This window comes from Streptomyces sp. NPDC018000 (genome assembly GCF_044328025.1).
Taxonomy (GTDB): Bacteria; Actinomycetota; Actinomycetes; order Streptomycetales; family Streptomycetaceae; genus Streptomyces.
Genome location: NZ_JBIRGM010000006.1, coordinates 24,500 through 46,871, shown reverse-complemented (window position 1 = coordinate 46,871; position 22,372 = coordinate 24,500). Strand labels below are relative to the sequence as shown.

Below are 22,372 nucleotides of genomic sequence, written 5' to 3'. Positions count from 1 at the left end.
TCGCGGCGCTAGCAGGACTGCGCCGGATCCGGTTCGATCCGTACGCAGAGGTCGTTGTCGGCCGAGTAGCAGGGGGTGACGCGGGCGCCCTTCCCGGCGCTGCGGCCCGGGTAGACGAAGCTGTTCTTGCGGTCCCAGACGTCGTCGAGGATACGGGAGATCCGAACGCCGCCGGCCGGCTCCCCGGCGCCCGTCCCGGGGACCAGCCAGAGCGTCCACAGCTGCTGCCCGGTGACCGGCCCGGTGCCCAGCCGGTCGAGCGGAAGCGTGAAGGAGAACGTGCCTTCCTCCCCGGTGACCGGCACCCGGCAGACCCGGTCCGGGGCGCCGGCCAGTCGCGCCTCGACGCGGGCGTCGTCGCCGAGGCGGGTCCCGTACAGCGTGCCCTCGACGGTCAACCCGCCCCGGTCGAAGGTGACCGGCCCGGCCTCGGCGTGCGGTGAGCGGATCCAGCAGCGCACAGCGAGCCGGCCGTCGGCGGTCGGGTACGGGATACGCACCGCGATCCGCCCGGTCTCCGGTGTGCGGTCCATGAGGAGCCGCACATCTCTGATTCCGGGCTCGACGGCCACCGCCCCGTCGTCGTCCGCACCCGGCTCACGCACATAGACGTCCCAGCGGCCTTCGACGGGCGCCGCGGTGCCCGGCAGCACCGCGCGCAGCCGTCCCCCGTCGAGCGGGCTCAGGGGCAGCCGCAGTGTGTCGCCGTGACCTCCCGTGCCTTTGGCTCCGCGCAGCCGGAGAAGCAGTTCGGGCCTCTTCGCGGGCTCCTGGCGACGGAGGTCGAGGTCGAAGGTGATCCCTCCGTCGCGGCTTGCGGTGCAGTCGGCTCGTGGTGTCTGTCGCTCTGTGGAGACGGTCATGCGGACTTCCCCTTGCGGACGATGTCGGCGGCCTTGTAGCGCAGGGCGTACGCCCCGTCCAGCACGGCGCCGCGGGCGAGGTGCAGTGTGGTGCGCAGAGCGCCCTGCGAGCGGTCGCGCGGGCCTCGGGAGGCGAGTTCGGTGAAGAGCCGCTCATGGCGTTCGGCGATCCGTGACGGGTCGAACCGCTGCGACGCGGCCAGCGCGGCGCGGCCCGAGCGGCGCCGTGCTTCGTCGTCGTCGATCAGACCGAGCAGGGCTCCCGCCACCGCCGCCGCGTCACCGACCGGCACCAGCCGTCCGTCGGTGCCGTCCTCGATGATCTCGCGGGGGCCGTGCGGGCAGTCGGTGGCGACGACCGGCAGGCCGCAGCGCATCGCCTCGACGATGGTCATGCCGAAGGACTCGCGGTCCGAAGTGACCGCGGCGATCGCCCCCTTGGGCCACTCGGCCTCCAGCGGGTTGACCGGGCCCATCAGGAACACATGGTTGTGCAGGCCGAGTTCACCGATGAGCGCGAGCAGCGCCTGGCGTTCGTTCCCGGTCGCGTCACCGCCGCCATAGATACGCAGCCGCCAGTCCGGGCGGACGGCGACCACGTCGGCGAACGCCCGGACGAGCAGGTCGTACCGCTTGACCTTGTGCAACCTGCCTGCGGCGATCACCCACTTGCTGTCGCCGTCGGCGGGCGCGATTCTCGGCGCGGGCACACTGTTGGGAATGGACTCGATCCGTACGCCGGGCAGTTTGAGCCCGGTCCGGTAGGCGCGGGCGTCGGCCTCGGTGACGGTGGTGATCGCGTCGAGCAGGGCGTAGCGATGCCCTATCTCGCGGCGCAGACGGTAACTGTGGCTGTCGAGGGTGAGGTGCTCCTGCCCGATCCGGACCGGACCGCGCCGGGCCTGCCTGCTGATCTGCACATTGAGCCCCGGCCGGGTTCCGACCACGACATCTGCCTCCAGGGACCGCAAATGGTCCGCCACCCGGGCGTCGGTCAGCCTGCTGTACTGGCGGTATCTGCTGTCGCCTCGCGGGAACACGGTTGCGGAACGGGCGTGTTCGGCCGCGTCGCCGTCGTAGTCCGGGCTCTTCTTCCGCAGGTCGACGAGGTGGCTCAGGCGCACGCCCTCGGGGGCGCCCAGCACGGGGACGTCGCGGTGCCGGAAGACCGACACGATTTCGATGTCATGGTGTCCGGCCAGCGCCCCGGCGAGATTGAACGTCGTGCGGATCGTGCCCCCGACTCCGTAGGCGTTGTGGAGCAGGAAAGAAATGTGCATGAAACGCCATATCTCCCGGTTCGGCTGGTCAGTGGCGAAACGCCACTGACCAGGACGGCACAGACCGGCCGGGGGTTCCTCCGGGCACCGACCAATCTCAGCCAGCCTCACACTCACCTGTTTTCACGATTTATCTATGTATCGGTGAACCGGTCCAAGGCCGAGTCGACCACATCGCCGTACGGCCAATCAGGAGAAACGGGTCGTAATTGGCTCTTCGGATCCTGAGATTCACCCTCTGCGTCGGATGGTTCGATTACGTTCCCCTTCTCGCGTGACCCCGGCCGCAGATCGCCCGTTGTCTTCTGCATGAGCCGGGAACCGCCCGGCGCACGCACCGAGTTCGAGGAGCCACCCGTGCCGCGCATGCTCGACGTCAGCGAGGACGTACGCGCCGAGATCGGCGACGCCGAAGCCGACCGGCTGCTCGTCGGCGACAACACCCCAGGCAGTTACGACTGCACCTCCTGCCGCACCCCCGGCGACTCCGAACAGGAACGCACCAGCACGGTGCTCTTCGTCGGTGAGGAAACCGCTGTCCTCGCCTTCGCCCACGCGACCTGCATCCCTTCGCAGGTCGTCCAGATCGCCGAGGAGCAGTTGCAGGGCGCCGTACGCAGCATCACCGGCAGCGACCCGGAGCACCCTGAGTACCCGGAGGGCCTCGGCCCCGAACAGGCCGTCCTCGGGATCACCAGCGGCCTCGTCCTGATCGACGACGAGCTCCACCCGGCCCTCGTCGTCGAGCCGACCGGCGCAATCGCCCGCCCGGGCACGGACGGCAGCCGGGGCGACGAATTCCTCCAGCTGCTGCTGGAGCAGGGCTTCCAACCGGTACACCGGATGGACCATGTGCCCTCGGTGCTGCACGGCTGGTCGATCCTGCTCGCCATGGGCCAGCTCCACGCCGTGCTCCAGCCGGGCACCGGCGGCGGTGCCCCGGTCGCCTGGTGGCAGGCTCATGCGCCGCTCCAGGTCACCGAGGGCTGGCGGACCGCGGCCAACAAGTCGCAGACCGTGCTCGTCTACGCCGCCCCGGCGGGCGCGATCGGCCAGCAGCCCCGTGAGGACCTGCTGCGCGAAGCTCTCGACAGGGCCGCCGCAAGCGGGCTCCTGGTCGCCGCGGCGATGCCGCTGGCCGGGACCTGATCATGACCGCCGGCTCCTCGCACCCGCGGCGAACAGCTATTTCTCCGCCGGGCCCGCATCCGACGGGCAGTGGGGTCGTTGGCACATACGTGCACTCATACGACTCCTCCCACCAGCGCCCGAGCCCAATCCCTGCCATGCGTCCCTCGCAGGATCCTTCGGGCGGCCTGTCCCCCACCCCGATCTACGACGCGCTGTACTCCGAGTACCGCCGTTCGTTCCGGGCGCTTCCGGGTGATCGTAGCGGCGAGGAGAATCTCGGCTTTGTGGCCTTCGGCAGCCGCGCCCCGCTCAGCAGCCACTCCGGTTTCTCCGGTCTGTCCACGGGGCTGTCCGTACACAACGGGGCCCCCGGACACGGCAGCGCCCCGAGCACACACACCGGCAGCCTCGGCTCCTGGCAGCGGGTTGGCCGGCACTCCGGGCGGGCCCAGCCCGCAGCGCTGCCCCCGGGATCGGGATCGCGAGGGGCCTGACCCATGACGGAGCCCTGGTCCGTTTCGGAGACGAAACGGACCAGGGCTCCGTCATGGGGCCTTCGTGCTACTTGTTGCGGCCGCGCTTTTCGCGGACCCGCACCGAGATGTGGATCGGGGTGCCCTCGAAGCCGAACTCCTCACGCAGCCGGCGCTCGACGAAACGTCGGTAGCCGTGCTCCAGGAAGCCCGAGGAGAACAGCACGAAGCGCGGCGGCTTGGTGCCCGCCTGGGTACCGAAAAGGATGCGGGGCTGCTTGCCGCCGCGGACGGGGTGCGGGTGGGAGGCGACGATCTCACCGAGGAAGGCGTTCAGCCGGCCGGTGGGAACGCGGGTCTCCCAGCCGGCGAGGGCGGTCTCGATCGCCGGGACCAGCTTCTCCATGTGCCTGCCGGTGACGGCAGAGACATTGACCCGCGGGGCCCACGCGATCTGCGCGAGCTCCGTCTCGATCTCGCGCTCCAGGTAGTAGCGGCGCTCCTCGTCGAGGGTGTCCCACTTGTTGTACGCGATCACCAGGGCGCGCCCGGCCTCCACGGCCATGGTGATGATGCGCTGGTCCTGGACGCTGATGGACTCGCCGGCGTCGATCAGGACGACGGCGACCTCGGCCTTCTCCACGGCGGCGGCGGTACGCAGCGAGGCATAGTAGTCCGCGCCCTCCTGGAGGTGGACGCGGCGGCGGATACCGGCCGTGTCGACGAACTTCCAGGTGATACCGCCGAGCTCGATCAGTTCGTCGACCGGGTCACGGGTGGTGCCCGCGAGCTCGTTGACGACGACGCGGTCCTCGTTCGCCACCTTGTTCAGCAGTGAGGACTTGCCGACGTTCGGACGGCCGATGAGCGCGATCCGGCGCGGTCCGCCGATCGCGGTGCCGAAGCGCTGCGCCGGGGCCTCGGGAAGTGCTTCGAGTACGGCGTCGAGCAGGTCGCCGGTGCCGCGGCCGTGCAGCGAGGAGACCGGGTACGGCTCACCGAGGCCCAACGACCAGAGCACGGTGGCGTCCGCCTCGCCGCTCTGCCCGTCGACCTTGTTGGCGCACAGCACGACGGGCTTGCCGGCCCGGCGCAGCAGCTTGACGACGGCTTCGTCGGTGTCGGTCGCGCCGACGGTGGAGTCGACCACGAAGACGACCGCGTCGGCGGCCTCGATCGCGTACTCGGCCTGGGCGGCGACGGCCGCGTCGATGCCCAGCACGTCCTGCTCCCAGCCGCCGGTGTCGACGACCTTGAAGCGGCGGCCCGCCCACTCGGCCTCGTAGGTGACGCGGTCGCGGGTGACGCCGGGCTTGTCCTCGACGACCGCCTCACGACGACCGATGATCCGGTTCACCAGCGTCGACTTGCCGACATTGGGGCGGCCGACAACGGCAAGCACGGGAAGCGGTCCGTGACCGGCCTCACCGATCGCGCCCTCGACCTCTTCGGCGTCGAAGCCCTCCTCCGCGGCGAGCTCCATGAACTCCGCGTACTCGGCGTCGCCAAGCGCTCCGTGCTCGTGGTCCGAGCCGCCGGAGTGAATCTGGTCGTTCATGAAGTCCGTTCCTCTTTGCATCATCATCGATGGGCCACGACCACGCGGCCCACTACTCAAGTCTTACCTGGCGCCCGGTGAAACGCCTGGCCTCCTCCAGGTGGCCGGTCAGCCGCCCCTGGATCCGTACCGTCGCCTCGTCCAGCGCCTTGCGCGTGCGCCGCCCGCTCCCGTCGCCCGCGTCAAAAGCATCGCCGAACACGACATCGACCCGGCTGCGCAACGGTGGCAGTGCCGATATCAACCGTCCGCGGCGCTCGGTGCTTCCCAGTACGGCCACGGGCACGATCGGCGCCCCGCTGCGTACCGCGAAGTATGCGAGCCCGGCACGCAGGGAGGCGAAGTCTCCTTCGCCCCTGGTGCCCTCGGGAAAGATCCCGAGCACCCCGCCGTTCTCCAGCACGCCGAGGGCGTGGGTGACGGCGGTGCGGTCGACGGTCGTACGGTCCACCTTCAGCTGACCGATTCCGCGCAGGAACGGGTCGAGGGGGCCGACGAACGCCTCTTTCTTGATCAGGAAGTGGACGGGCCGGGGCGCGGTGCCCATCAGCATCGGACCGTCGATGTTGTGGGAGTGGTTCACCGCGAGTATGACGGGTCCGGAGGCGGGAACCCGCCACGCACCGAGGACACGGGGCTTCCACAGCCCGTACATCAGCCCGATGCCGATCCCGCGCCCGACCGCCGCGCCGCGCAGCGTGGGCGAGCCCGTGACCTGGGTCACTGCGCGGCCTGCTTCTCCTCGACGAGGGTGACGACGCACTCGATGACCTGCTGGAGGGTCAGGTCGGTGGTGTCCACCTCGACGGCATCGTCCGCCTTGGCCAGCGGGGAGGTCTTGCGGCCGGAGTCGGCGGCGTCCCGCTTGATCAGCGCTTCCTTGGTGGCTGCGAGATCGGAGCCCTTGACCTCTCCGCTGCGGCGGGCGGCGCGCGCCTCGGGCGATGCGGTGAGGAAGATCTTCAGGTCGGCGTCGGGCAGCACCGTGGTGCCGATGTCACGGCCCTCGACCACTATGCCCCGCTCGGCCGCGGCGGCGATGGTGCGCTGCAGCTCGGTGATCCTGGTGCGCACCTCGGGGACCGCGCTGACGGCGCTGACCTTGGAGGTGACCTCCTGGGTACGGATCGGGCCCGAGGCGTCCTCGCCGTCGACAGTGATCGTCGGGGCGGCCGGGTCCGTACCGGAGACGATGACCGGCTTGGCGGCGGCGGTCGCCACCTCCATCGCGTCCTGCACGTCGATGTCGTTGTTCAGCATCCACCAGGTGATCGCCCGGTACTGGGCGCCGGTGTCCAGGTAGCTCAGGCCGAGCTGCGCGGCGACGGCCTTGGACGTGCTCGACTTACCGGTGCCGGAGGGTCCGTCGATGGCGACGATCACTGCGGCCGGGGCTGTCCGGGCGGCGGCGCTTGCGGTTTCCACGGTGGTGGACACCTTCCTGGTACACGGGGTGGGCGGGACGGGGGCGCGCGAACCCGCCCCGCACAAGGTTACCGAGTGTCGGAGCGGTCCTCTGCACCCCTGTGGACAACCGCCTCCCGGGCCCGCCGTCCCGGGCCTACTGGCGTAGCGACCAGCCCCGGTCACGCAGTGCCGCGCTCAGTTCGGGGGCCGCGCTCGGCTCGACCATCAGCTGGACCAGGCCCGCCTGCTGCCCCGTGGCGTGCTCGATACGGACGTCCTCGACGTTGACCCCGGCCCGGCCGGCGTCGGCGAAGATCCCGGCCAGTTCGCCCGGCCGGTCGCTGATGAGCACGGACACGATCTCGTACGAGGCGGGGGCCGTCCCGTGCTTGCCGGGCACCCGGACCCGCCCCGCGTTGCCGCGGCGCAGTACGTCCTCGAGGCCTTCGGTGCCTTCGCGGCGCCTGTCCTCGTCACCGGACTGCAGACCACGCAGCGCCCGTACCGTCTCGTCCAGATCGGCGGCGACCCCGGCCAGCACGTCGGCGACCGGGCCCGGGTTGGCGGAGAGGATCTCCACCCACATCCGGGGGTCGGAGGCGGCGATCCGGGTGACGTCCCTGATGCCCTGACCGCAGAGGCGTACGGCGGTCTCGTCGGCCTCTTCCAGGCGGGCGGCGACCATCGACGAGATCAGCTGCGGGGTGTGGGAGACCAGGGCGACGGCCCGGTCGTGCGCGTCGGCGTCCATGACGACCGGAACGGCGCGGCAGAGCGCGACCAGTTCCAGTGCGAGGTTGAGGACCTCGGTGTCGGTGTCCCGGGTCGGGGTGAGGACCCAGGGGCGGCCCTCGAAGAGGTCCGCGGTGGCGGCGAGGGGGCCCGATCGTTCCTTGCCGGCCATGGGGTGCGTACCGATGTACGGCGTGAGGTCGACGCCGCGGGCCTCCAGCTCGCGGCGCGGGCCGCCCTTGACGCTGGCGACGTCGAGGTAGCCGCGGGCCACGCCGTCCCGCATGGCGGTGGCCACCACCGCGGCCACATTGGCGGGCGGCACTGCGATGATCGCCAGGTCGACGCGGCCCTCGGGTGCCTCGTCCGTACCGGCGCCGAGCGCGGCCGCGGTGCGGGCCGATTCGGGGTCGTGGTCGACGAGGTGGACATGGATGCCGCGCCCGGCAAGGGCGAGGGCCGCGGAGGTGCCGACGAGGCCCGTTCCGATGACGAGTGCGGTTCTCACTGGGCGATGTCCTTGCGGAGTGCGGCGGTGGCGCCGAGGTACACGTGCGCGATCTCGGACTTGGGAAGGTACGTCTCGACGTGCGCGAGGATGCGCACCACACGGGGCATGGCCCCCACGATGTCCAGTTCCTGGGCACAGATCAGCGGTACGTCGACGATACCGATCCCGCGGGCCGCGGCGGCCGGGAAGTCGCTGTGCAGATCGGGGGTGGCCGTGAACCAGATGCTGATCAGATCGTCCGCGACGAGGTTGTTGCGCTCCAGGACGGCGGTGAGCAGGGCTCTGACCCGCTCGTCCATGTGTCCGGCCTCGTCCTGATCCAGCTGGACGGCTCCACGGACCGCTCGTACCGCCACGTCGTGCTCCTCGCTCTTTCGTACGTGTCGCGCCTGCTGTCCGCCTGCGTGACCCCCCGCACGATCAGCCTAGAGGGGCGGCGCGACGGGCGGCCGGGGTGCTCTCCCCATGAGACGGGGCACGCGTGTGCGGTGCCCGGTACGGGCCGCCCGCCCAAACCGTCCCTGCCCGCGGCCGCCGGGTCCGTGGCGGAGCACCACGGCCGTCACCCCCGCCGGAGTGGCGGGAGCGACGTCCGCCGTCGTGTCCAGGACCGGGTGCGCGCCGGCCTTTCCGGTCGTCGTCATGGCGGCGGGCCGCGGGCGGATCTCCCGGTGCAACCCGTCTGCGCTCACGTAATCTCGCCGGCATGGACACCACCGGCCCCGAGGCTCTCGTACGCGACCACACGGTCTACTCCTGTGTGATGGGCTCACGCGCCTTCGGGCTCGCCACGGACAGCAGCGACACCGACCGGCGCGGCGTCTTCCTCGCGCCGACCCCGCTGTTCTGGCGGTTCGACAAGCCTCCTACGCATGTCGACGGACCGGCGGACGAGCAGTTCTCCTGGGAGCTGGAGCGCTTCTGCGAACTGGCCCTGCGGGCCAACCCCAATGTGCTGGAGTGCCTGCACTCGCCGCTGGTGGAGCACATCGACTCCGTGGGCCGTGAACTCCTGTCCCTGCGGGCGGCGTTCCTTTCCCGGCTGGCCCATCAGACCTTCGTCCGGTATGCGTTGGGCCAGCGAAAGAAGCTGGAGGCGGACATCCGGCAGTACGGGGTGCCGCGCTGGAAGCACGCCATGCATCTGCTGCGGCTGCTGACCAGCGGCCGGGATCTGCTGCGCACGGGCACGCTCACGATCGAGGTGGGCCCGGCCCGGGAGGAGCTGCTGGCCGTGAAGCGCGGCGAGGTGGCGTGGCCGGAGGTCGAGCGCCGCATGGTCCGTCTCGCCGAGGAGAACGAGGAGGCGGCGAAGGACTCCCCGCTTCCCCCGGAGCCGGACCGGGCCCGGGTGGAGGATTTCCTGATCCGCACGCGCCGTGCGTCCGCGTCGTGGACCGACCGGTAGAACCCGGGGCCCGGGGCGGGCCCCTCCGGCCGCGCTCCGGGCGGAGCGGCACGTGGACCCCTGCCCCCGGACCGGCGGAGGTTCAGGCCCGTCCGGCTGCCGGAGACGACGGCGCCCACGTCTTCGACCGCGCACGCACCACCAGATCGTGCAGCCCGTCGAACCCGCCGGCCGCCTCGGGGAGCCCCGAAGCCGCCTGCGCCTCGTCGAGCACCCCGTGCAGCCTCTCGACGTCCCGGCGCACCACTGCTTCGTCCACGCCGTGGGCACCCCCGTGCTCCGCCTCGGCCTTCGCGTCAATCAGCTCGGGCAGATATGCCGGCGCGGCCACCTCCCCGAGGAGCGTCGGCAGATGCGCCCGCACCTCACCACTGCGCATCAGATGGATGCCGGTGAGAAGCGCCCGGAAGGTGTACAGCAGCGGCTTCAGTTCGCCCGTCTTCTCGAAGAGCCGCCACTGAGTGCCGGCGAAACCCCGGTAGTGGTGCGCGTGATTGCGGGTGAGCACATCGGGCGCCAGGTCCACCAGCTCGTCGTGCACCTCACTCGTGTGCACGACGAGCCCGGAGAGCAGCTGCTCCAGCACGTAGCCGTTGGGTTTCAGCATCAGCCGGACGAACTTCCGCAGATCGTGGGTGACGAGGTCCATCTCGACCCCGTCCCGGTCCCACATCCGCGAGCGCGTCTCCTCGGGCTTCCGCAGCCCGAGGAGGTCGTCCGCGGGCAGGAGATGGACCCCCCGAAGGTCCACATCCGAGTCCCTGGACGGAAACCCGTACAGGTGCGCCCCGGAGACCGTGGCGAACAGCAGCGGGTCACGCTCTTCGGCGAGTACCGGGCCGAAGTCGGCGACCGGCAGCCCGGCCTCCTGGAGGTGCTTGGTGTCCGTATACATGGATCAAGAGTCCCAGAGCGCCCCCAACGACAGCAGATCGCTCCGGTACTCGATCCGCTCCGACCATTCCTTGGGCCAGGCCTCCGCCCCCAGATGCGCCCCGGCGAGCGCGCCGGTCAGGCAGCCGAGGGAGTCCGAGTCGCCCCGGGTGCAGGCGGCCCGGCGCAGGGCGGTGACGGGTTCTTCGGGGAAGAGCAGGAAGCAGTGCAGGGCCGTGGCGAGGGCCTCCTCCGCGATCCAGCCGTCGCCGGTGGCCTCGCAGGGGTCGGTCTCCGGGGACGGGTCGCCCAGTGCGTCCTGGACGCGGGCCAGGGCGGTGAGGCATTCGTCCCAGCCGCGCTGGATGTACAGCTCCGGGGAGGAGTCTCCGGCGTACCGCCAGAGGTCGCCGAGCCAACGCGTGAGGTAGCGGCTGCTGTTCTCGTACGCGTAGCTGCGCAGCTGCCCGATCAGACCCATCGGCTCCGCTCCCTGCGCCAGCAGGTACACCGCGCGGGCCATCAGGTCGGAGGCGGCGAGAGCGGTCGGGTGGCCGTGGGTGAGGGCCGCCTGCAACTGGGCGGCGCCCGAGCGCTGTTCGTCGCTCAGCCCGGGCACGAGTCCGACCGGCGCGACCCGCATATTGGCGCCGCAGCCCTTGGAGCCGGTCTGGCTGGCCTCCTGCCAGAGCCGGTCACTGTCGAGCAGGCGGCAGGCGGTCATGCAGGTGCGGCCGGGGGCACGGTTGTTGTCGGGCGAGTGGTACCAGTCGACGAACTCCTCGCGCACCGGGCGGACCAGCCGCAGCGGGGTGAGCAGCCCGCGGTCCATGGCGGTACGGATGCCTCGCCCCAGGGCCAGCGTCATCTGGGTGTCATCGGTGACGACCGCCGGCTTCGGCAGCTGCATCCGGCGCCAGGAACCGCACTTGGCGAGGATCGACGGCACGTTGTTGAACTCGGTCGGGAAGCCCAGTGCATCGCCGAGCGCGAGCCCGGTCAGTGCGCCGGTGGCGGCCTGTTTGGTGACGGTCCTGGTCACGATCACGTGGTTCTTCCTTCCGGTCTCAGGAGTGGAGGGTGCAGGGCGGTAGCGGCACCCGCCCGGTAGAGCGCGGCCGGCTTCCCCCGTCCGCCGGTGCGGCGCGGTGATCCCTCCACGGCCTGGACGAAGCCAGGCGTGGTGAGGACCTTGCGCCGGAAGTTGGGGCGGTCCAGCTCGACGCCCCAGACCGTCTCGTACACCTGCTGGAGTTCCCCCAGAGTGAATTCGGACGGGCAGAAGGCGGTGGCCAGACAGCTGTATTCGAGTTTGGCACCGATCCGGTCATGTGCGTCGGCGAGGATGCGGTCGTGGTCGAAGGCGAGGGGTCCGGGGGCTCCGGCGTCCCACCACCGGGCGTTGGCCGCGTCGCCCCCGCCGTGCGGTTCGGGCAGGTCGGGTATGAGTGCGGCATAGGCGACGGAGACGACCCGCATCCTCGGGTCGCGGTCCGGATCGCTGTAGGTGCGCAGCTGTTCCAGGTGGAGGGCGCAGACGGTGCCCTCGGTGAGCCCGGTCTCCTCGGCGAGCTCCCGGCGGGCGGCGTCCTCGGCGGACTCGTGGGGCAGTACGAAGCCGCCGGGCAGCGCCCAGTGGCCCTTGTAGGGGTCCTCGCCCCGTTCGACGAGCAGGACGTGCAGCCGGGTGTCGCGGACCGTGAAGACGGCAAGGTCGACGGTGACCGCGAAGGGTTCGAAGGCGTACGGGTCGTAGCCTGCGGGGACACCGGCGCTCATCGGTGCTCCGGGAGGGGTGCGGCGAAGTTCCAGCCGGCGGCGAGCAGGGTGTCGACGGCGGCGACCGCGGTGGCCAGGCGCTCCTGGTGGGTACCGGTGAGCTCGATGAACTCCCTTCCGGTACGGGTGAGTTCGTCCCGGAAGCGGTCGGTCATCCAGGGCCGCAGCTCCTCGCCGTCGCGCAGCCCGTCGTCCTCGAAGGCAACGCCCTCGTGGTCGGTGAGCAGCCACAGATGGCGGGCGACCCGGTCGGCGGTCTCCTCGACGAGCGGGTTGCGTCCGCCGATGTACCGCTCGTGCCAGACGGTGGTCGCGAAGGAGTCCGTGTCGCAGAAGAGCACCGGCGACCCGGTGCGCGCGGCCGCCTCCTCCTTGGCGTTCTGCGCCCGGGCGATCTGCGGGAAGTCGTCGGTGGTGAAGGCGACGTCCTCCCACTGGGCTCCGGGCCGCCGGGCGCGCAGCGCGGCCAGCTTCTGTTCGCTGAACTCCCGCCCGTACTCGGCGACGTAACGGGTCTGTGCCCAGACGCCTCCGCGCCGCCGGTAGTGGTCGGTGAGGGCGCGGGCCATCGTCGTGGTACCGGTGGATTCCGCGCCGAGGACGACGATCCGGCGGGTGAGCGCGGCCCGTACGGGCGGTTCGAGAAAGTCCCAGCAGCCGACCGGGTCCTTGCGGACGGCGGTACCGGAGACCGGGAAGACCGTGCGGTCGGGGTCGACGCAGACGGATTCGGCACCGAACCGGCGGGCCAGTTCGTCCCCGTACGACTCCGAGGTGAAGACGGCGTCCACCGGCTCGGGGACGGCCTCGGTGAAGACGGCCATGTGTGCGTCCCAGATCACCGGGTCGTGGAGGTCCATGCGGATGTCGTCGACGGCACCCACGACCCGTACATCCGGGTGCACCTCCCGCATCCAGGCCACCCGGTCGGCGAGCGGTACGGACTCGACGGAGGCGGCGCAGACCAGGACGGTCAGCCGCTCGCAGCGGTCCTGCGCGGTGCGGACGAGGTGGTGGTGGCCGGCGTGCGGCGGGTAGAACTTGCCGAGGACGAGCCCGTGCGAGAAGCGCTTCATGCCGTCAGCTCGTGGAAACCAACCGCTCACAGCGACCCCCCACGCCCCCGGCCCACGCCGGCCCCGTACCCGGGTGCCACCGCCACCTCCACGGGCTGACACTGCTGCTGGACGGCGAGATCGCGCTTCCAGTTGCGCAGGCCGATCAGGCAGAGCGTGAGGAAGCCGACGTACAGCAGGGAGGTCAGATAGAGCTCCTTGTGCGCGTACAGCGGGATGTACACCACATCGGCAGCGATCCAGAGCCACCACGACTCCACGAGCTTCCGGCACTGCCCGTACGTCGCCGTCAGGGACAGCGCGGTCGTCAGGGCGTCCCAGAAGGGCACGGTCGAGTCGGTGGCGTGGTCGAGCAGGACGGTGAGGGCGAAGGCCCCCACCGCCCCTGCCGCGAGCAGCCAGGCCCATTCGGTGCGTGTGGTGCTGCGCACCGGCAGGTCCGGTGCACCTGGTCCACCCCCGTGGGTCCAGGTCCACCAGCCGTACGCGGCAAGGGCGATGAAGACGATCTGGAGGCCGGCGTCGGCGTACAGGCCGGACTGACTGAACAGCAGGATGAAGAAGAGGTTGTTGGCGATGCCGATCGGCCAGTTGGCGAGGTGCTGGCGGGCCACGAGCCAGACGCACAGCGCCCCACTGCCGAAGCCGAGCACCTCGGTCCAGCTGACCGGGGTGCCGAGGACCGTCACCAGGGGTTGCTGCAGGGGATCGAGGACATCCGCGAGACTCACTCCCGCCTCCTTAATAGTCATAGTGACTATAAAGGAGGAACGGCCGCAGCAAAAGACCCGCGGCCGATTCCTGTTCGAAAGTCGAAAGCAGGAACCGGCCGCGGGCCGTGGAGCGGACGGAGCGGGCTCTTACAGACCGACCTCGCGCATCAGCATGCCGACCTCGGTGTTGGTGAGGCGGCGCAGCCAGCCGGACTTCTGGTCGCCCAGTGAGATCGGCCCGAAGGCCGTCCTTACGAGCCGCTCGACCGGGAAGCCGGCCTCGGCCAGCATCCGGCGGACGATGTGCTTGCGGCCCTCGTGGAGGGTCACCTCGACCAGGTAGTTCTTGCCGGTGTTCTCGACGACCCGGAAGTGGTCGGCGCGGGCGTACCCGTCCTCCAGCTGGATGCCGTCCTTGAGCCGCTTGCCCAGGTCGCGCGGGAGCGGTCCCTGAATGGCGGCCAGGTAGGTCTTCTTCACCCCGTACTTGGGGTGGGTCAGGCGGTGGGCCAGCTCACCGTGGTTGGTGAGCATGATGATGCCCTCGGTCTCGGTGTCCAGCCTGCCGACGTGGAAGAGCCGCGTCTCACGGTTGGTGACATAGTCGCCGAGGCACTGGCGGCCGTCCGGGTCCTCCATGGAGGAGACGACACCGGCGGGCTTGTTCAACGCGAAGAAGAGGTACGACTGCGCGGCGACGGTCAGACCGTCGACCTTGATCTCGTCCTTGTTCACATCGACGCGCATGCCCTGCTCGACGACGATCTCGCCGTTGACCTCGACGCGGGCCTGCTCGATCAGCTCCTCGCACGCCCGGCGCGATCCCATGCCTGCCCGGGCGAGAACCTTCTGCAGCCGCTCGCCCTCCTGCTCGGCGCCAGGGTGGGTCTTGGGCGTCCTGACGACGGGCTTGCCGGCGTACCTGTCCCGGTTGCGCTGCTCGATCTTGGCGTCGAGCTCACGCGGACGCGACGGGGCACCCTGACGGCGCGGGCCGCCGCTCCTGCCGCTGCCTGCCTGTGCGGCCTTCGGGCCGCCCTTGGCGCCGCCGCGGGCCGCCGCGCCGCGGCCCTTGCGGGGGCCTTCGCCGCTCTTCTCTCCGGTGGAGCCCACGTCGTAGCGGCGCTCCTCGGGCCGGGGCCGGCGGGGACGCTGCTCCTGCTTGCCGTCGCGCCCGGCGCCGGCACCCCGGGGATTCCGGTTGCCGCCGCTCTTGCCGCTGCCGCTTCCGCTGTTCCTGCCACTGCTTCGCATCAAAATTCCGTCTTGTCGTCTGCGTGAGTATCCGGGGTGTCCGGTGCGTCCGGATCGAACGACGGCACACCCTCTAGCGTCTCAGCCTCGATCGCGTCCGCCTCGGGAAGGAAGGGCGCGAGCTCCGGGAGCTCATCCAGGCCACGCAGGCCCATCCGCTCCAGAAAGTAGTTCGTCGTCCTGTACAGGATCGCACCTGTTTCGGGTTCCGCGCCCGCCTCCTCGACGAGGCCCCTCTGCAGCAGGGTCCGCATGACTCCGTCACAGTTCACTCCGCGGACCGCGGAGACCCGCGAGCGGCTGACCGGCTGACGGTACGCGACCACCGCCAGGGTCTCCAGGGCCGCCTGCGTGAGACGGGCCTGCTGGCCGTCCAGAACGAAGCCCTCGACGGCCGCCGCGTACTCCGGGCGTGTGTAGAAGCGCCAGCCGCCCGCGACAGGCCTCAGATCGAAACCGCGGCGCTGCACGGTGTACTCGTCGGCCAGCTCCCGCAGCGCGTCGGCGACGGCTCTGCGGGGTCGCTCCAGCACCTTGGCGAGGTGCTCCTCGGTGGCGGGCTCGTCGACGACCATGAGGACGGCTTCCAGGGCGGGCTTGAGATCAAGATCCGCGACGGTGGAGCCGGTGGTGTTCTGCTGACTCATGCCTTCACATCCTCGGAGACGTCCCGCACCTCGGTGTCGAACTCGTCCGTCACGACGGGCTCGGCCCCCTCTTTTCCGGCCCAGCGCACCAGGAGCTCGCCGAGCGCCTCGTCCTGGTCGAGTGCGACGGCCTTCTCCCGGTAAAGCTCCAGCAGCGCGAGGAACCTGGCGACGACGGTGAGGGTGTCCTGGGCATCCTCGGTGAGCACCCGGAAACTGGTCTCCCCCGCCTCCCGCAGCCGCGCCACCACGACCGCTGCCTGCTCCCGCACGCTGACCAGCGGTGCGTGGATGTGGTCGACGTACACCTGCGGCCTGGGCTTCGGCTGCATCGCCTTCTCCGCCAGCTTGGCGAACCCCTCGGCCCCGATACTGATGACGACCTCGGGCAGCAGCTCGGCATGGTGCGGCTCCAGCCCCACGGTCCGCGGAAAACGCCGTCCCTCCGACTCCAGCCGGCCGCTGAAGATCTCCGCGATGCGTTTGTACGCGCGGTACTGGAGCAGCCGGGCGAAGAGCAGGTCCCGCGCTTCGAGCAGCGCCAGATCCGCCTCGTCCTCCACTTCGGCGGCGGGCAGCAGCCGGGCGGCCTTCAGATCGAGCAGGGTCGCGGCGACGACGAGGAACTCGGTGGTCTGATCCAGATCCCAGTCCGGCCCCATGGCGCGGATGTGCGCCATGAACTCGTCGGTGACCTTGGACAGTGCGACTTCGGTCACATCCAGCTTGTGCTTGGAGATGAGCTGCAGAAGCAGATCGAACGGTCCCTCGAAGTTCGCCAGCCGAACAGTGAAACGCCCGTCGTCGGCGGACCCGGGGGGCGAGCCGGGCGTTGTCGGTACGGCGGACTCGGGGGGCGTCACGGGCACCTCGGGGGCGGCGGTCCCGGCGGACGCCGTCGCATCGGCCACCAACAGGTCCGGGAACGCTTCCGCGGCCCCGGGAAGAGGCGGGGCGGCGGATTCACGGCCGATGCCCCGCTCCCCCGCCGGCCCGGGCGCGGACCGACCGCCCGGGCCGCGCCCCAAGGGGCGGCGAGGGATACGGGCGGGCTCGTCGGTCGTCGGCATGAAGGTCCAGGGGCAGCGGGATACGGGCGGCGGGCAGCGGCCCGTACGGAAAGGTCCCGACCACTCGGCCGGCGGCGGCACTCCGGGCAGGCTACCGGCGCCCCACCGGTCAGCGGCCGCGCAGCCGCCGTACGAGGATGCTCGCGTCGCCCCGTGACTCCAGGTCCGCGAGAACCACCGCGACCGCCTCACGGACGATCCGCCCGCGGTCGACCGCGAGCCCGTGCTCCCCGCGGAGCACAAGACGGGCGTGTTCGAGGTCCATCAGTTCCTCGGCCGAGACATAGACGGTGATCTTCTCGTCGTGGCGCTCCCGGCCGCTGGGCCGCCGGTTCGCCCCGCGTCCGCCTCCGCGCCTGCGCTGCTGTTGCTGAACGGCGGGGGCGGGAACCACCTCCTGCGCGGACGACGGCGCGGCTGGCTGCGTGGACGGCGAGGGCTGCTGAGGCCTGCGCCCCGACTGCCCTGCCACCGCACCCCGGTCACCGTCACCGCCGCGGCTGCGCGACTCCCCCGCGTCGGCGTCCGCCGCGGAGTGCTCCTCCTGCGAAGGGGCCACGGTGCCGGCTGCGGCCTCCGCCGCGCCTGCCCCGGACCCGTCGGCCGCGGGATCGCTCTCCCCGGCCGGACCGGGCACCCGGGCCTCGCCGTTCGCCTTGCGCCGCCGGTCCACGGGGGACGAGGCCTGAAGTCCCATCCCCCCGGTGGTGCGGAACAGTTCGTCGGCCCCGGGCAGACTCACTCGGCGTGACACCGGGCGAGCACCTCCCTGGCGAGCTGGCGATAGGCGGCGGCACCGACCGAGTTGGAGGCGTACGTGGTGATGGGCTCACCGGCGACCGTGGTCTCCGGGAAGCGCACCGTGCGCCCGATGACCGTGTGGTAGACGTGATCGTCGAAGGCCTCGACGACGCGCGCGAGGACCTCGCGGCTGTGCACCGTACGGGAGTCGTACATGGTGGCGAGGATGCCGTCGAGCTCCAGATCCGGGTTGAGCCGCTCCTGGACCTTCTCGATGGTCTCGGTGAGCAACGCCACACCTCGCAGCGCGAAGAATTCGCACTCGAGCGGCACTATCACCTTGTGGGCCGCCGTCAGGGCGTTCACGGTGAGCAGGCCCAGCGAGGGCTGACAGTCGATCACGATGTAGTCGTAGTCGGCCATCAGCGGCTTCAGGGCACGCTGCAGCGTGGACTCCCGGGCCACCTCGCTCACCAGTTGCACTTCGGCAGCCGACAGGTCGATGTTGCTGGGCAGCAGGTCCATGTTCGGGACCGCGGTCTTCAACAGGACCTCGTCGGCCGACATGCCCCGCTCCATGAGCAGGTTGTAGACCGTGAGGTCGAGCTCCATCGGGTTGACGCCGAGCCCGACCGACAGGGCTCCCTGCGGGTCGAAGTCGACGAGCAGGACGCGGCGTCCGTACTCCGCGAGTGCGGCGCCCAGGTTGATGGTCGACGTGGTCTTGCCGACGCCGCCCTTCTGGTTGCACATCGCGATGATCTTCGCAGGACCGTGATCGGTCAGCGGGCCCGGGATCGGGAAGTAGGGCAGGGGCCGACCGGTCGGGCCGATCCGCTCGCGGCGCTGACGGGCAGCGTCGGGCGCGAGGGTGGCCGCGTACTCCGGATCGGGCTCGTACTCGGCGTCGGGGTCGTAGAAGTGCCCCTGGGGCACCTCGTCGAAGTCGGCGAAGTGGGCGGTCTCTCGGCCACTCTCGTTGCCGGCCATGGCGTTCACGTGTAGGCCGTCCATCATCTGGGGAGCTGTCGTCATGTGCTGGTGGGTGGCGAAGGTGCGGACAGCGACGGAGCCGACAGCCTCCAGCCCGTTCGGGCCCTGGCCCCGTGCAGGCATCCCTGGTTGAACACCCCCGGGAGTAAATGTCGACTCATTCACAAGTCGTCTTACCTCCTTGGACGTGACCAGGAAACTTATCGATAGGTCAGCGTGGCACCATGCCGACGATTGGCGACTCTATGGCGTGTCACCGCTCCGCAGCAACACAATCCCCCGGACCCGGCTCGATGTGTCGGCAATCGAACACCTCCCTGTCAAGAGCACACAGCCGCCCGGCACACTTTTAACGGGTGCACGAATCGGTTGAAGGGTTGCGTTCGAGGCGAGTTGGACGAGGGCCTCACAGGGGCCCGGCATGCGTCCGGCCGGACCTTGCTGAGCAAGGTCCGGCCGGACGCATGAGGTTGACGGGATACGAGGGGGCCCCTCCCACGCCCTTTGGGCTCTGGGGGTCCGTCAGCCGAGAAGCGAGCTCAGCTCGACGTGCTCCAGGCCGTGAGCCTCGGCCACCTGACGGTAAACGACCTGTCCGTCATGGGTGTTGAGACCCTTGGCGAGTGCCGCGTCACGGCGCAGAGCCTCGACCCAGCCGCGGTTGGCGAGCTCCAGGATGTACGGCAGCGTGGCGTTGGTCAGGGCGTACGTGGAGGTGTTCGGCACCGCGCCCGGCATGTTGGCGACGCAGTAGAAGACCGAGTTGTGGACCTTGAAGGTCGGCTCGGCGTGCGTCGTCGGGTGCGAGTCCTCGAAGCAGCCGCCCTGGTCGATCGCAATGTCGACAAGTACACTTCCGGGCTTCATCTTGGCGACGAGCTCATTGGTGACCAGCTTCGGGGCCTTCGCACCCGGGATGAGCACGGCGCCGACGACGAGGTCCGCCTCGAGGACGGCCTTCTCCAGCTCGAAGGCGTTGGAGACGACCGTCTTCACCTTGGTGCCGAAGACCTTGTCGGCCTCGCGCAGCTTGTTGATGTCCTTGTCGAGCAGCGTGACGTGGAAGCCCAGACCGACGGCGATCTGCGTGGCGTTCCAGCCGGAGACGCCGCCACCGATGACGACGGCCTCGGCGGGCGCGGTACCCGGGACGCCGCCCGGCAGCACGCCGCGGCCGCCGACCGAGCGCATCAGGTGATAGGCGCCGACCTGCGGGGCCAGCCGGCCCGCGACCTCGGACATCGGGGCGAGCAGCGGCAGCGCGCGGTTCGCGGTCTCGACCGTCTCGTACGCGATGGCGGTGGTGCCGGACTCCAGCAGCGCGTCCGTGCACTCGCGGGAGGCGGCGAGGTGCAGGTAGGTGAAGAGCGTCTGGTCCTTGCGGAGGCGGTGGTACTCCTCTGCGACCGGCTCCTTGACCTTGAGCAGCAGGTCGGCAGTGGCCCAGACCTCATCGGCGGTGGGGAGGATCTGCGCCCCGGCGGCGATGTACTCCTCGTCCGTGATGGAGGAGCCGGCCCCGGCGTTCTCCTCGACGACGACCTGGTGGCCGTGGCGTACGAGCTCGTTCACACCGGCGGGCGTGATCGCCACGCGGAACTCGTTGTTCTTGACTTCGCGGGGGATACCGACCTTCACGTCGATCACGGTCCTTGGCTCAGAGAGTTACCCGGGCATAGCTATACATACCCGGATAGACACTGCGTAATTGGAGACACCGCGAACGCACGCGGTAGAGCCATTCTAATGAAGGGCTTCGCGCTGTCTAGCCTTACAAAGCATTAATTTTCAGTCACTGCACTACGGATTTCGTAGGCTGCACCCTTATCGCCCAGCAATCTGTCGGCCAGGCCCCGGTGCAGTCGGGCCGCAGTCGGGTCTCCGAGCCTTTCGAACGTGTCGGCCAGCCGGAGCTCCAGCGCCGCCTGCAGCCGTACGTCCCCGGCCCTCCTGGCCCACTGAACGGCCTCCTGGCAGGTGTGCAGCGACTCGCGCGGCCGGCCCGCGTACTCCTGCACCCGGGCCGCCTCGCTCAGCGCCCGCGCCTGGGCCGGCGCATCGCCGAGCCTGCGGTACCCGGCCGCGGCTGCCCGCCAGTTCCGCAACGCCTCGCCGTACCGCCCCGCATAGGTGTGGACGGCGCCGAGCCGCCCGTACAGCCGCGCCTCGTCGGCCCGCTCGCCCTGGGAGAGCCGCTGCGCCAGCGCCCGGCCGTACCAGTCGGATGCCCGCTGGAAGTCCCCCAGCTCGGCGTACGCGCCGCCTACGGATTCCATCGCGCGGCCGGTGGCATACGTATCCTTCGCGGCCCGTCCGGCGTCCAGCGCGGCCCGGTAGCGGGCCAGCGCCTCCCGTGTACGGCCGGTCCTGGCATCGAGGTCGGCGAGGTTGAGCAGCGCGGCGGCCCGTTCGCGCGGCAGCTCGCGCCGCTCGGCAACGGCCAGAACCAGACCGTGCAGTCCGTACAGCTCGGGCGCGGCCGCCTCGGTGCCCTGGTGCACGGCCAGCGCCCGCACCAGCGCGGCCACCAACCGCCTTGCCAGAGTGTCGAGTTCACCGTCCTCTACAGCGAGCCTGGCCGAAGCCAGCAGGGCGGGCCGACGGATCCGCAGCCATTCGGCGGCCGCATCGGGGCTGGGGAAGCGCAGCGAGCGCGGCAGCCCGGCGAGCTTGCGGCGGGCCGGGGAACCCTCGGGGTCGGTGACCGCCCGGCAGGACTGCAGCAGCCGTACGGTCCGCTCCAGCATCCGGGCCCAGGCGAGCTGGATCTCCGCCGGCCGGTCCCTGGCCTCCAGCAGCGCCCGTAGCAGCGGGGCGAGGCAGCCGGGCACCTCGTACTGCGGCTCGTCCGCCCCATTGGAACGCAGCAGTCCCAGGGCCACGAAGTCGTCGAGGGTCGTCCGGGCGGCGGAGACGGAGCAGCCGGCCAGTGCGGAGGCGGTGTGGGCGTCGGCGAGTCCGGCGGGGGCGAGGGAGAGCAGTCGCAGTATCCGGGCGGCGGTCGGCGGCAGGGAGTCATGGACCAGCCGGAAGGCGCGAGCCAGCGGGCGGGCGCCGGTGGACTGCTCCGTGTCGTCCGGCAGCTCGCGCAGCTGTTTGGTGACATCGGCGACCGACGCCATGGGGTGAGCGGCGAGCCAGCCGCCGACCATGACCAGAGCGGCCGGCAGACCGGCGCACTCCTCGGCGAGGGTCTCGGCGGTGCGCGGGTCGACGGTGATCCTGACCTGGCCGATGATGCGGGCCAGCAGCCGGACGGCGGAGCCCGCGTCCAGGCCGCCGATGGTGCAGGGGCGGACACCGGGGATACCGGTCAGCGGGCCCTCGGAGGTGGCGACGACCAGGCAGTCGGGGTTGTCCGGCAGCAGCGGGTCGACCTGTTCCGCGTCCACGGCGTCGTCGAGGAGCAGCAGGGCGCGGCGCCCGCTGAGCGCCTTGCGGACCATCTCGGAGAGCTCGTCCCCGTCCGCGCCCGGCGGCCCCGCCACCCCCAGCTGGTCGAGCAGCTCGCGGGCGGTGCGTTCGGTGGGCACCGGTGTGCCGCCGGGTTCGGTGAGCCTGACCCGGAGCAGACCGTCGGGGTGGTCGTCGGTGGAGAGCAGCCGGCGGGTGAGCTCGCCGGCAAGTGCGGTGCGTCCGGAGCCGGGGCGTCCGGCAATCAGCAGGACCCGGGCACGGGCGGCCTTGCGACCGGCCAGGGTGTCCAGTCCGGCTCGCTCGATGTCGGACCGAAGCTCCTTCAACTCACGGTCACGGCCGAAGAATTGGGGTGGGACGGTGCCGGACGGCTCCTCGGCTCCCGCCGGCTTGGCCGGGCCGCTGGTGTCCACCGCCTGATCCGTCACGGGCCACGCTCCACTTCG

General features: G+C 70.7%; 22 protein-coding genes. 3 read left to right on the top strand and 19 right to left on the bottom strand.

Annotation, left to right across the window (positions count from 1 at the left end):
- Window positions 1–8: 8 nt before the first annotated feature.
- Together ACH4EW_RS16225 and ACH4EW_RS16220 are read right to left on the bottom strand one after the other, a co-directional pair.
- On the bottom strand, window positions 9–863 hold the full coding sequence (locus tag ACH4EW_RS16225; RefSeq protein ID WP_398256975.1) for a transferase: 855 nt from the start codon (window positions 861–863) through the stop codon (window positions 9–11).
- The gene (locus ACH4EW_RS16220) at window positions 860–2,143 is read right to left on the bottom strand and encodes a glycosyltransferase (protein ID WP_398256972.1); all 1,284 of its coding nucleotides are present in this window, start codon (window positions 2,141–2,143) and stop codon (window positions 860–862) included. The genes ACH4EW_RS16225 and ACH4EW_RS16220 overlap by 4 nt, the downstream gene beginning before the upstream one ends.
- 357 nt (window positions 2,144–2,500) lie before the next feature.
- Between ACH4EW_RS16220 and ACH4EW_RS16215 the strand changes: the two genes are divergently transcribed.
- Window positions 2,501–3,292, top strand: a complete 792-nt coding sequence (locus tag ACH4EW_RS16215; protein WP_398257644.1) for a hypothetical protein — start codon at window positions 2,501–2,503, stop codon at window positions 3,290–3,292.
- A gap of 137 nt (window positions 3,293–3,429) precedes the next feature.
- Complete coding sequence (locus ACH4EW_RS16210) at window positions 3,430–3,768, top strand: hypothetical protein (protein ID WP_398256969.1); 339 nt, start codon at window positions 3,430–3,432, stop codon at window positions 3,766–3,768.
- Window positions 3,769–3,835: 67 nt separating this feature from the next.
- On the opposite strand, the gene der is transcribed toward ACH4EW_RS16210, so the two are convergent.
- The 5 genes from der to aroH form a co-directional block, all read right to left on the bottom strand.
- On the bottom strand, window positions 3,836–5,305 hold the full coding sequence (gene der, locus ACH4EW_RS16205) for a ribosome biogenesis GTPase Der (protein WP_398256967.1): 1,470 nt from the start codon (window positions 5,303–5,305) through the stop codon (window positions 3,836–3,838).
- A gap of 52 nt (window positions 5,306–5,357) precedes the next feature.
- Window positions 5,358–6,068, bottom strand: coding sequence for a lysophospholipid acyltransferase family protein (locus ACH4EW_RS16200; RefSeq protein WP_398256964.1), 711 nt, complete (start codon window positions 6,066–6,068; stop codon window positions 5,358–5,360).
- Window positions 6,026–6,742 carry a (d)CMP kinase gene (gene cmk, locus ACH4EW_RS16195; RefSeq protein WP_398256961.1) on the bottom strand — a complete coding sequence of 239 codons (717 nt, stop codon included), beginning with the start codon at window positions 6,740–6,742 and terminating at the stop codon, window positions 6,026–6,028. Before cmk ends, ACH4EW_RS16200 begins: the two co-directional genes overlap by 43 nt.
- A 124-nt stretch (window positions 6,743–6,866) precedes the next feature.
- Complete coding sequence (locus tag ACH4EW_RS16190; protein WP_398256959.1) at window positions 6,867–7,952, bottom strand: prephenate dehydrogenase; 1,086 nt, start codon at window positions 7,950–7,952, stop codon at window positions 6,867–6,869.
- Window positions 7,949–8,311, bottom strand: a complete 363-nt coding sequence (gene aroH, locus ACH4EW_RS16185) for a chorismate mutase (protein WP_398256956.1) — start codon at window positions 8,309–8,311, stop codon at window positions 7,949–7,951. Before aroH ends, ACH4EW_RS16190 begins: the two co-directional genes overlap by 4 nt.
- A gap of 350 nt (window positions 8,312–8,661) precedes the next feature.
- Between aroH and ACH4EW_RS16180 the strand changes: the two genes are divergently transcribed.
- Window positions 8,662–9,363, top strand: a complete 702-nt coding sequence (locus ACH4EW_RS16180; RefSeq protein ID WP_398256953.1) for a DNA polymerase beta superfamily protein — start codon at window positions 8,662–8,664, stop codon at window positions 9,361–9,363.
- 82 nt (window positions 9,364–9,445) lie between these two features.
- Here the strand turns inward: ACH4EW_RS16180 and ACH4EW_RS16175 are convergent, their stop codons facing one another.
- From ACH4EW_RS16175 to ACH4EW_RS16120, 12 genes are all read right to left on the bottom strand, one after another.
- Window positions 9,446–10,258 carry a DNA polymerase beta superfamily protein gene (locus ACH4EW_RS16175; protein ID WP_398256949.1) on the bottom strand — a complete coding sequence of 271 codons (813 nt, stop codon included), beginning with the start codon at window positions 10,256–10,258 and terminating at the stop codon, window positions 9,446–9,448.
- A 3-nt stretch (window positions 10,259–10,261) separates the two neighbouring features.
- Window positions 10,262–11,284: an ADP-ribosylglycohydrolase family protein gene (locus ACH4EW_RS16170; RefSeq protein WP_398256946.1), complete on the bottom strand. Its 1,023-nt coding sequence runs from the start codon at window positions 11,282–11,284 to the stop codon at window positions 10,262–10,264.
- Window positions 11,281–12,015 (bottom strand): NUDIX hydrolase, encoded by a 735-nt coding sequence (locus tag ACH4EW_RS16165; RefSeq protein WP_398256943.1) that lies wholly within the window; start codon window positions 12,013–12,015, stop codon window positions 11,281–11,283. The genes ACH4EW_RS16170 and ACH4EW_RS16165 overlap by 4 nt, the downstream gene beginning before the upstream one ends.
- A complete protein-coding gene (locus ACH4EW_RS16160) occupies window positions 12,012–13,091 on the bottom strand; it encodes an AAA family ATPase (RefSeq protein WP_398256941.1) in 1,080 nt (359 codons plus the stop codon). Before ACH4EW_RS16160 ends, ACH4EW_RS16165 begins: the two co-directional genes overlap by 4 nt.
- Window positions 13,092–13,117: 26 nt before the next feature.
- Window positions 13,118–13,822 carry a nicotinamide riboside transporter PnuC gene (gene pnuC / locus ACH4EW_RS16155; RefSeq protein ID WP_398256939.1) on the bottom strand — a complete coding sequence of 235 codons (705 nt, stop codon included), beginning with the start codon at window positions 13,820–13,822 and terminating at the stop codon, window positions 13,118–13,120.
- A 129-nt stretch (window positions 13,823–13,951) separates the two neighbouring features.
- Complete coding sequence (locus tag ACH4EW_RS16150) at window positions 13,952–15,058, bottom strand: pseudouridine synthase (protein ID WP_398256937.1); 1,107 nt, start codon at window positions 15,056–15,058, stop codon at window positions 13,952–13,954.
- Window positions 15,058–15,705, bottom strand: a complete 648-nt coding sequence (scpB, locus tag ACH4EW_RS16145) for an SMC-Scp complex subunit ScpB (RefSeq protein WP_398256934.1) — start codon at window positions 15,703–15,705, stop codon at window positions 15,058–15,060. Before scpB ends, ACH4EW_RS16150 begins: the two co-directional genes overlap by 1 nt.
- Window positions 15,702–16,775 carry a segregation/condensation protein A gene (locus ACH4EW_RS16140; protein ID WP_398256931.1) on the bottom strand — a complete coding sequence of 358 codons (1,074 nt, stop codon included), beginning with the start codon at window positions 16,773–16,775 and terminating at the stop codon, window positions 15,702–15,704. Before ACH4EW_RS16140 ends, scpB begins: the two co-directional genes overlap by 4 nt.
- Before the next feature lie 109 nt (window positions 16,776–16,884).
- Complete coding sequence (locus tag ACH4EW_RS16135; RefSeq protein ID WP_398257642.1) at window positions 16,885–17,517, bottom strand: hypothetical protein; 633 nt, start codon at window positions 17,515–17,517, stop codon at window positions 16,885–16,887.
- Entirely contained in the window at window positions 17,514–18,632 is a 1,119-nt protein-coding gene (locus tag ACH4EW_RS16130) for a ParA family protein (protein ID WP_327366550.1), read from the bottom strand. Before ACH4EW_RS16130 ends, ACH4EW_RS16135 begins: the two co-directional genes overlap by 4 nt.
- A gap of 399 nt (window positions 18,633–19,031) precedes the next feature.
- Window positions 19,032–20,147 (bottom strand): alanine dehydrogenase, encoded by a 1,116-nt coding sequence (ald, locus tag ACH4EW_RS16125; RefSeq protein WP_398257640.1) that lies wholly within the window; start codon window positions 20,145–20,147, stop codon window positions 19,032–19,034.
- Between the two features lie 143 nt (window positions 20,148–20,290).
- Window positions 20,291–22,354: a tetratricopeptide repeat protein gene (locus tag ACH4EW_RS16120; RefSeq protein ID WP_398256928.1), complete on the bottom strand. Its 2,064-nt coding sequence runs from the start codon at window positions 22,352–22,354 to the stop codon at window positions 20,291–20,293.
- Window positions 22,355–22,372: the final 18 nt, after the last annotated feature.

Excerpts from the sequence above, each read along its gene's own strand:
- ACH4EW_RS16225 (WP_398256975.1), bottom strand. The coding sequence starts at position 863 with ATGACCGTCTCCACAGAGCGACAGACACCACGAGCCGACTGCACCGCA.
- ACH4EW_RS16220 (WP_398256972.1), bottom strand. The coding sequence starts at position 2,143 with ATGCACATTTCTTTCCTGCTCCACAACGCCTACGGAGTCGGGGGCACG.
- ACH4EW_RS16210 (WP_398256969.1), top strand. The coding sequence starts at position 3,430 with ATGCGTCCCTCGCAGGATCCTTCGGGCGGCCTGTCCCCCACCCCGATC.
- der (WP_398256967.1), bottom strand. The coding sequence starts at position 5,305 with ATGAACGACCAGATTCACTCCGGCGGCTCGGACCACGAGCACGGAGCG.
- ACH4EW_RS16180 (WP_398256953.1), top strand. The coding sequence starts at position 8,662 with ATGGACACCACCGGCCCCGAGGCTCTCGTACGCGACCACACGGTCTAC.
- ACH4EW_RS16175 (WP_398256949.1), bottom strand. The coding sequence starts at position 10,258 with ATGTATACGGACACCAAGCACCTCCAGGAGGCCGGGCTGCCGGTCGCC.
- ACH4EW_RS16165 (WP_398256943.1), bottom strand. The coding sequence starts at position 12,015 with ATGAGCGCCGGTGTCCCCGCAGGCTACGACCCGTACGCCTTCGAACCC.
- ACH4EW_RS16160 (WP_398256941.1), bottom strand. The coding sequence starts at position 13,091 with ATGAAGCGCTTCTCGCACGGGCTCGTCCTCGGCAAGTTCTACCCGCCG.
- ACH4EW_RS16150 (WP_398256937.1), bottom strand. The coding sequence starts at position 15,058 with ATGCGAAGCAGTGGCAGGAACAGCGGAAGCGGCAGCGGCAAGAGCGGC.
- scpB (WP_398256934.1), bottom strand. The coding sequence starts at position 15,705 with ATGAGTCAGCAGAACACCACCGGCTCCACCGTCGCGGATCTTGATCTC.
- ACH4EW_RS16140 (WP_398256931.1), bottom strand. The coding sequence starts at position 16,775 with ATGCCGACGACCGACGAGCCCGCCCGTATCCCTCGCCGCCCCTTGGGG.
- ACH4EW_RS16130 (WP_327366550.1), bottom strand. The coding sequence starts at position 18,632 with ATGCCTGCACGGGGCCAGGGCCCGAACGGGCTGGAGGCTGTCGGCTCC.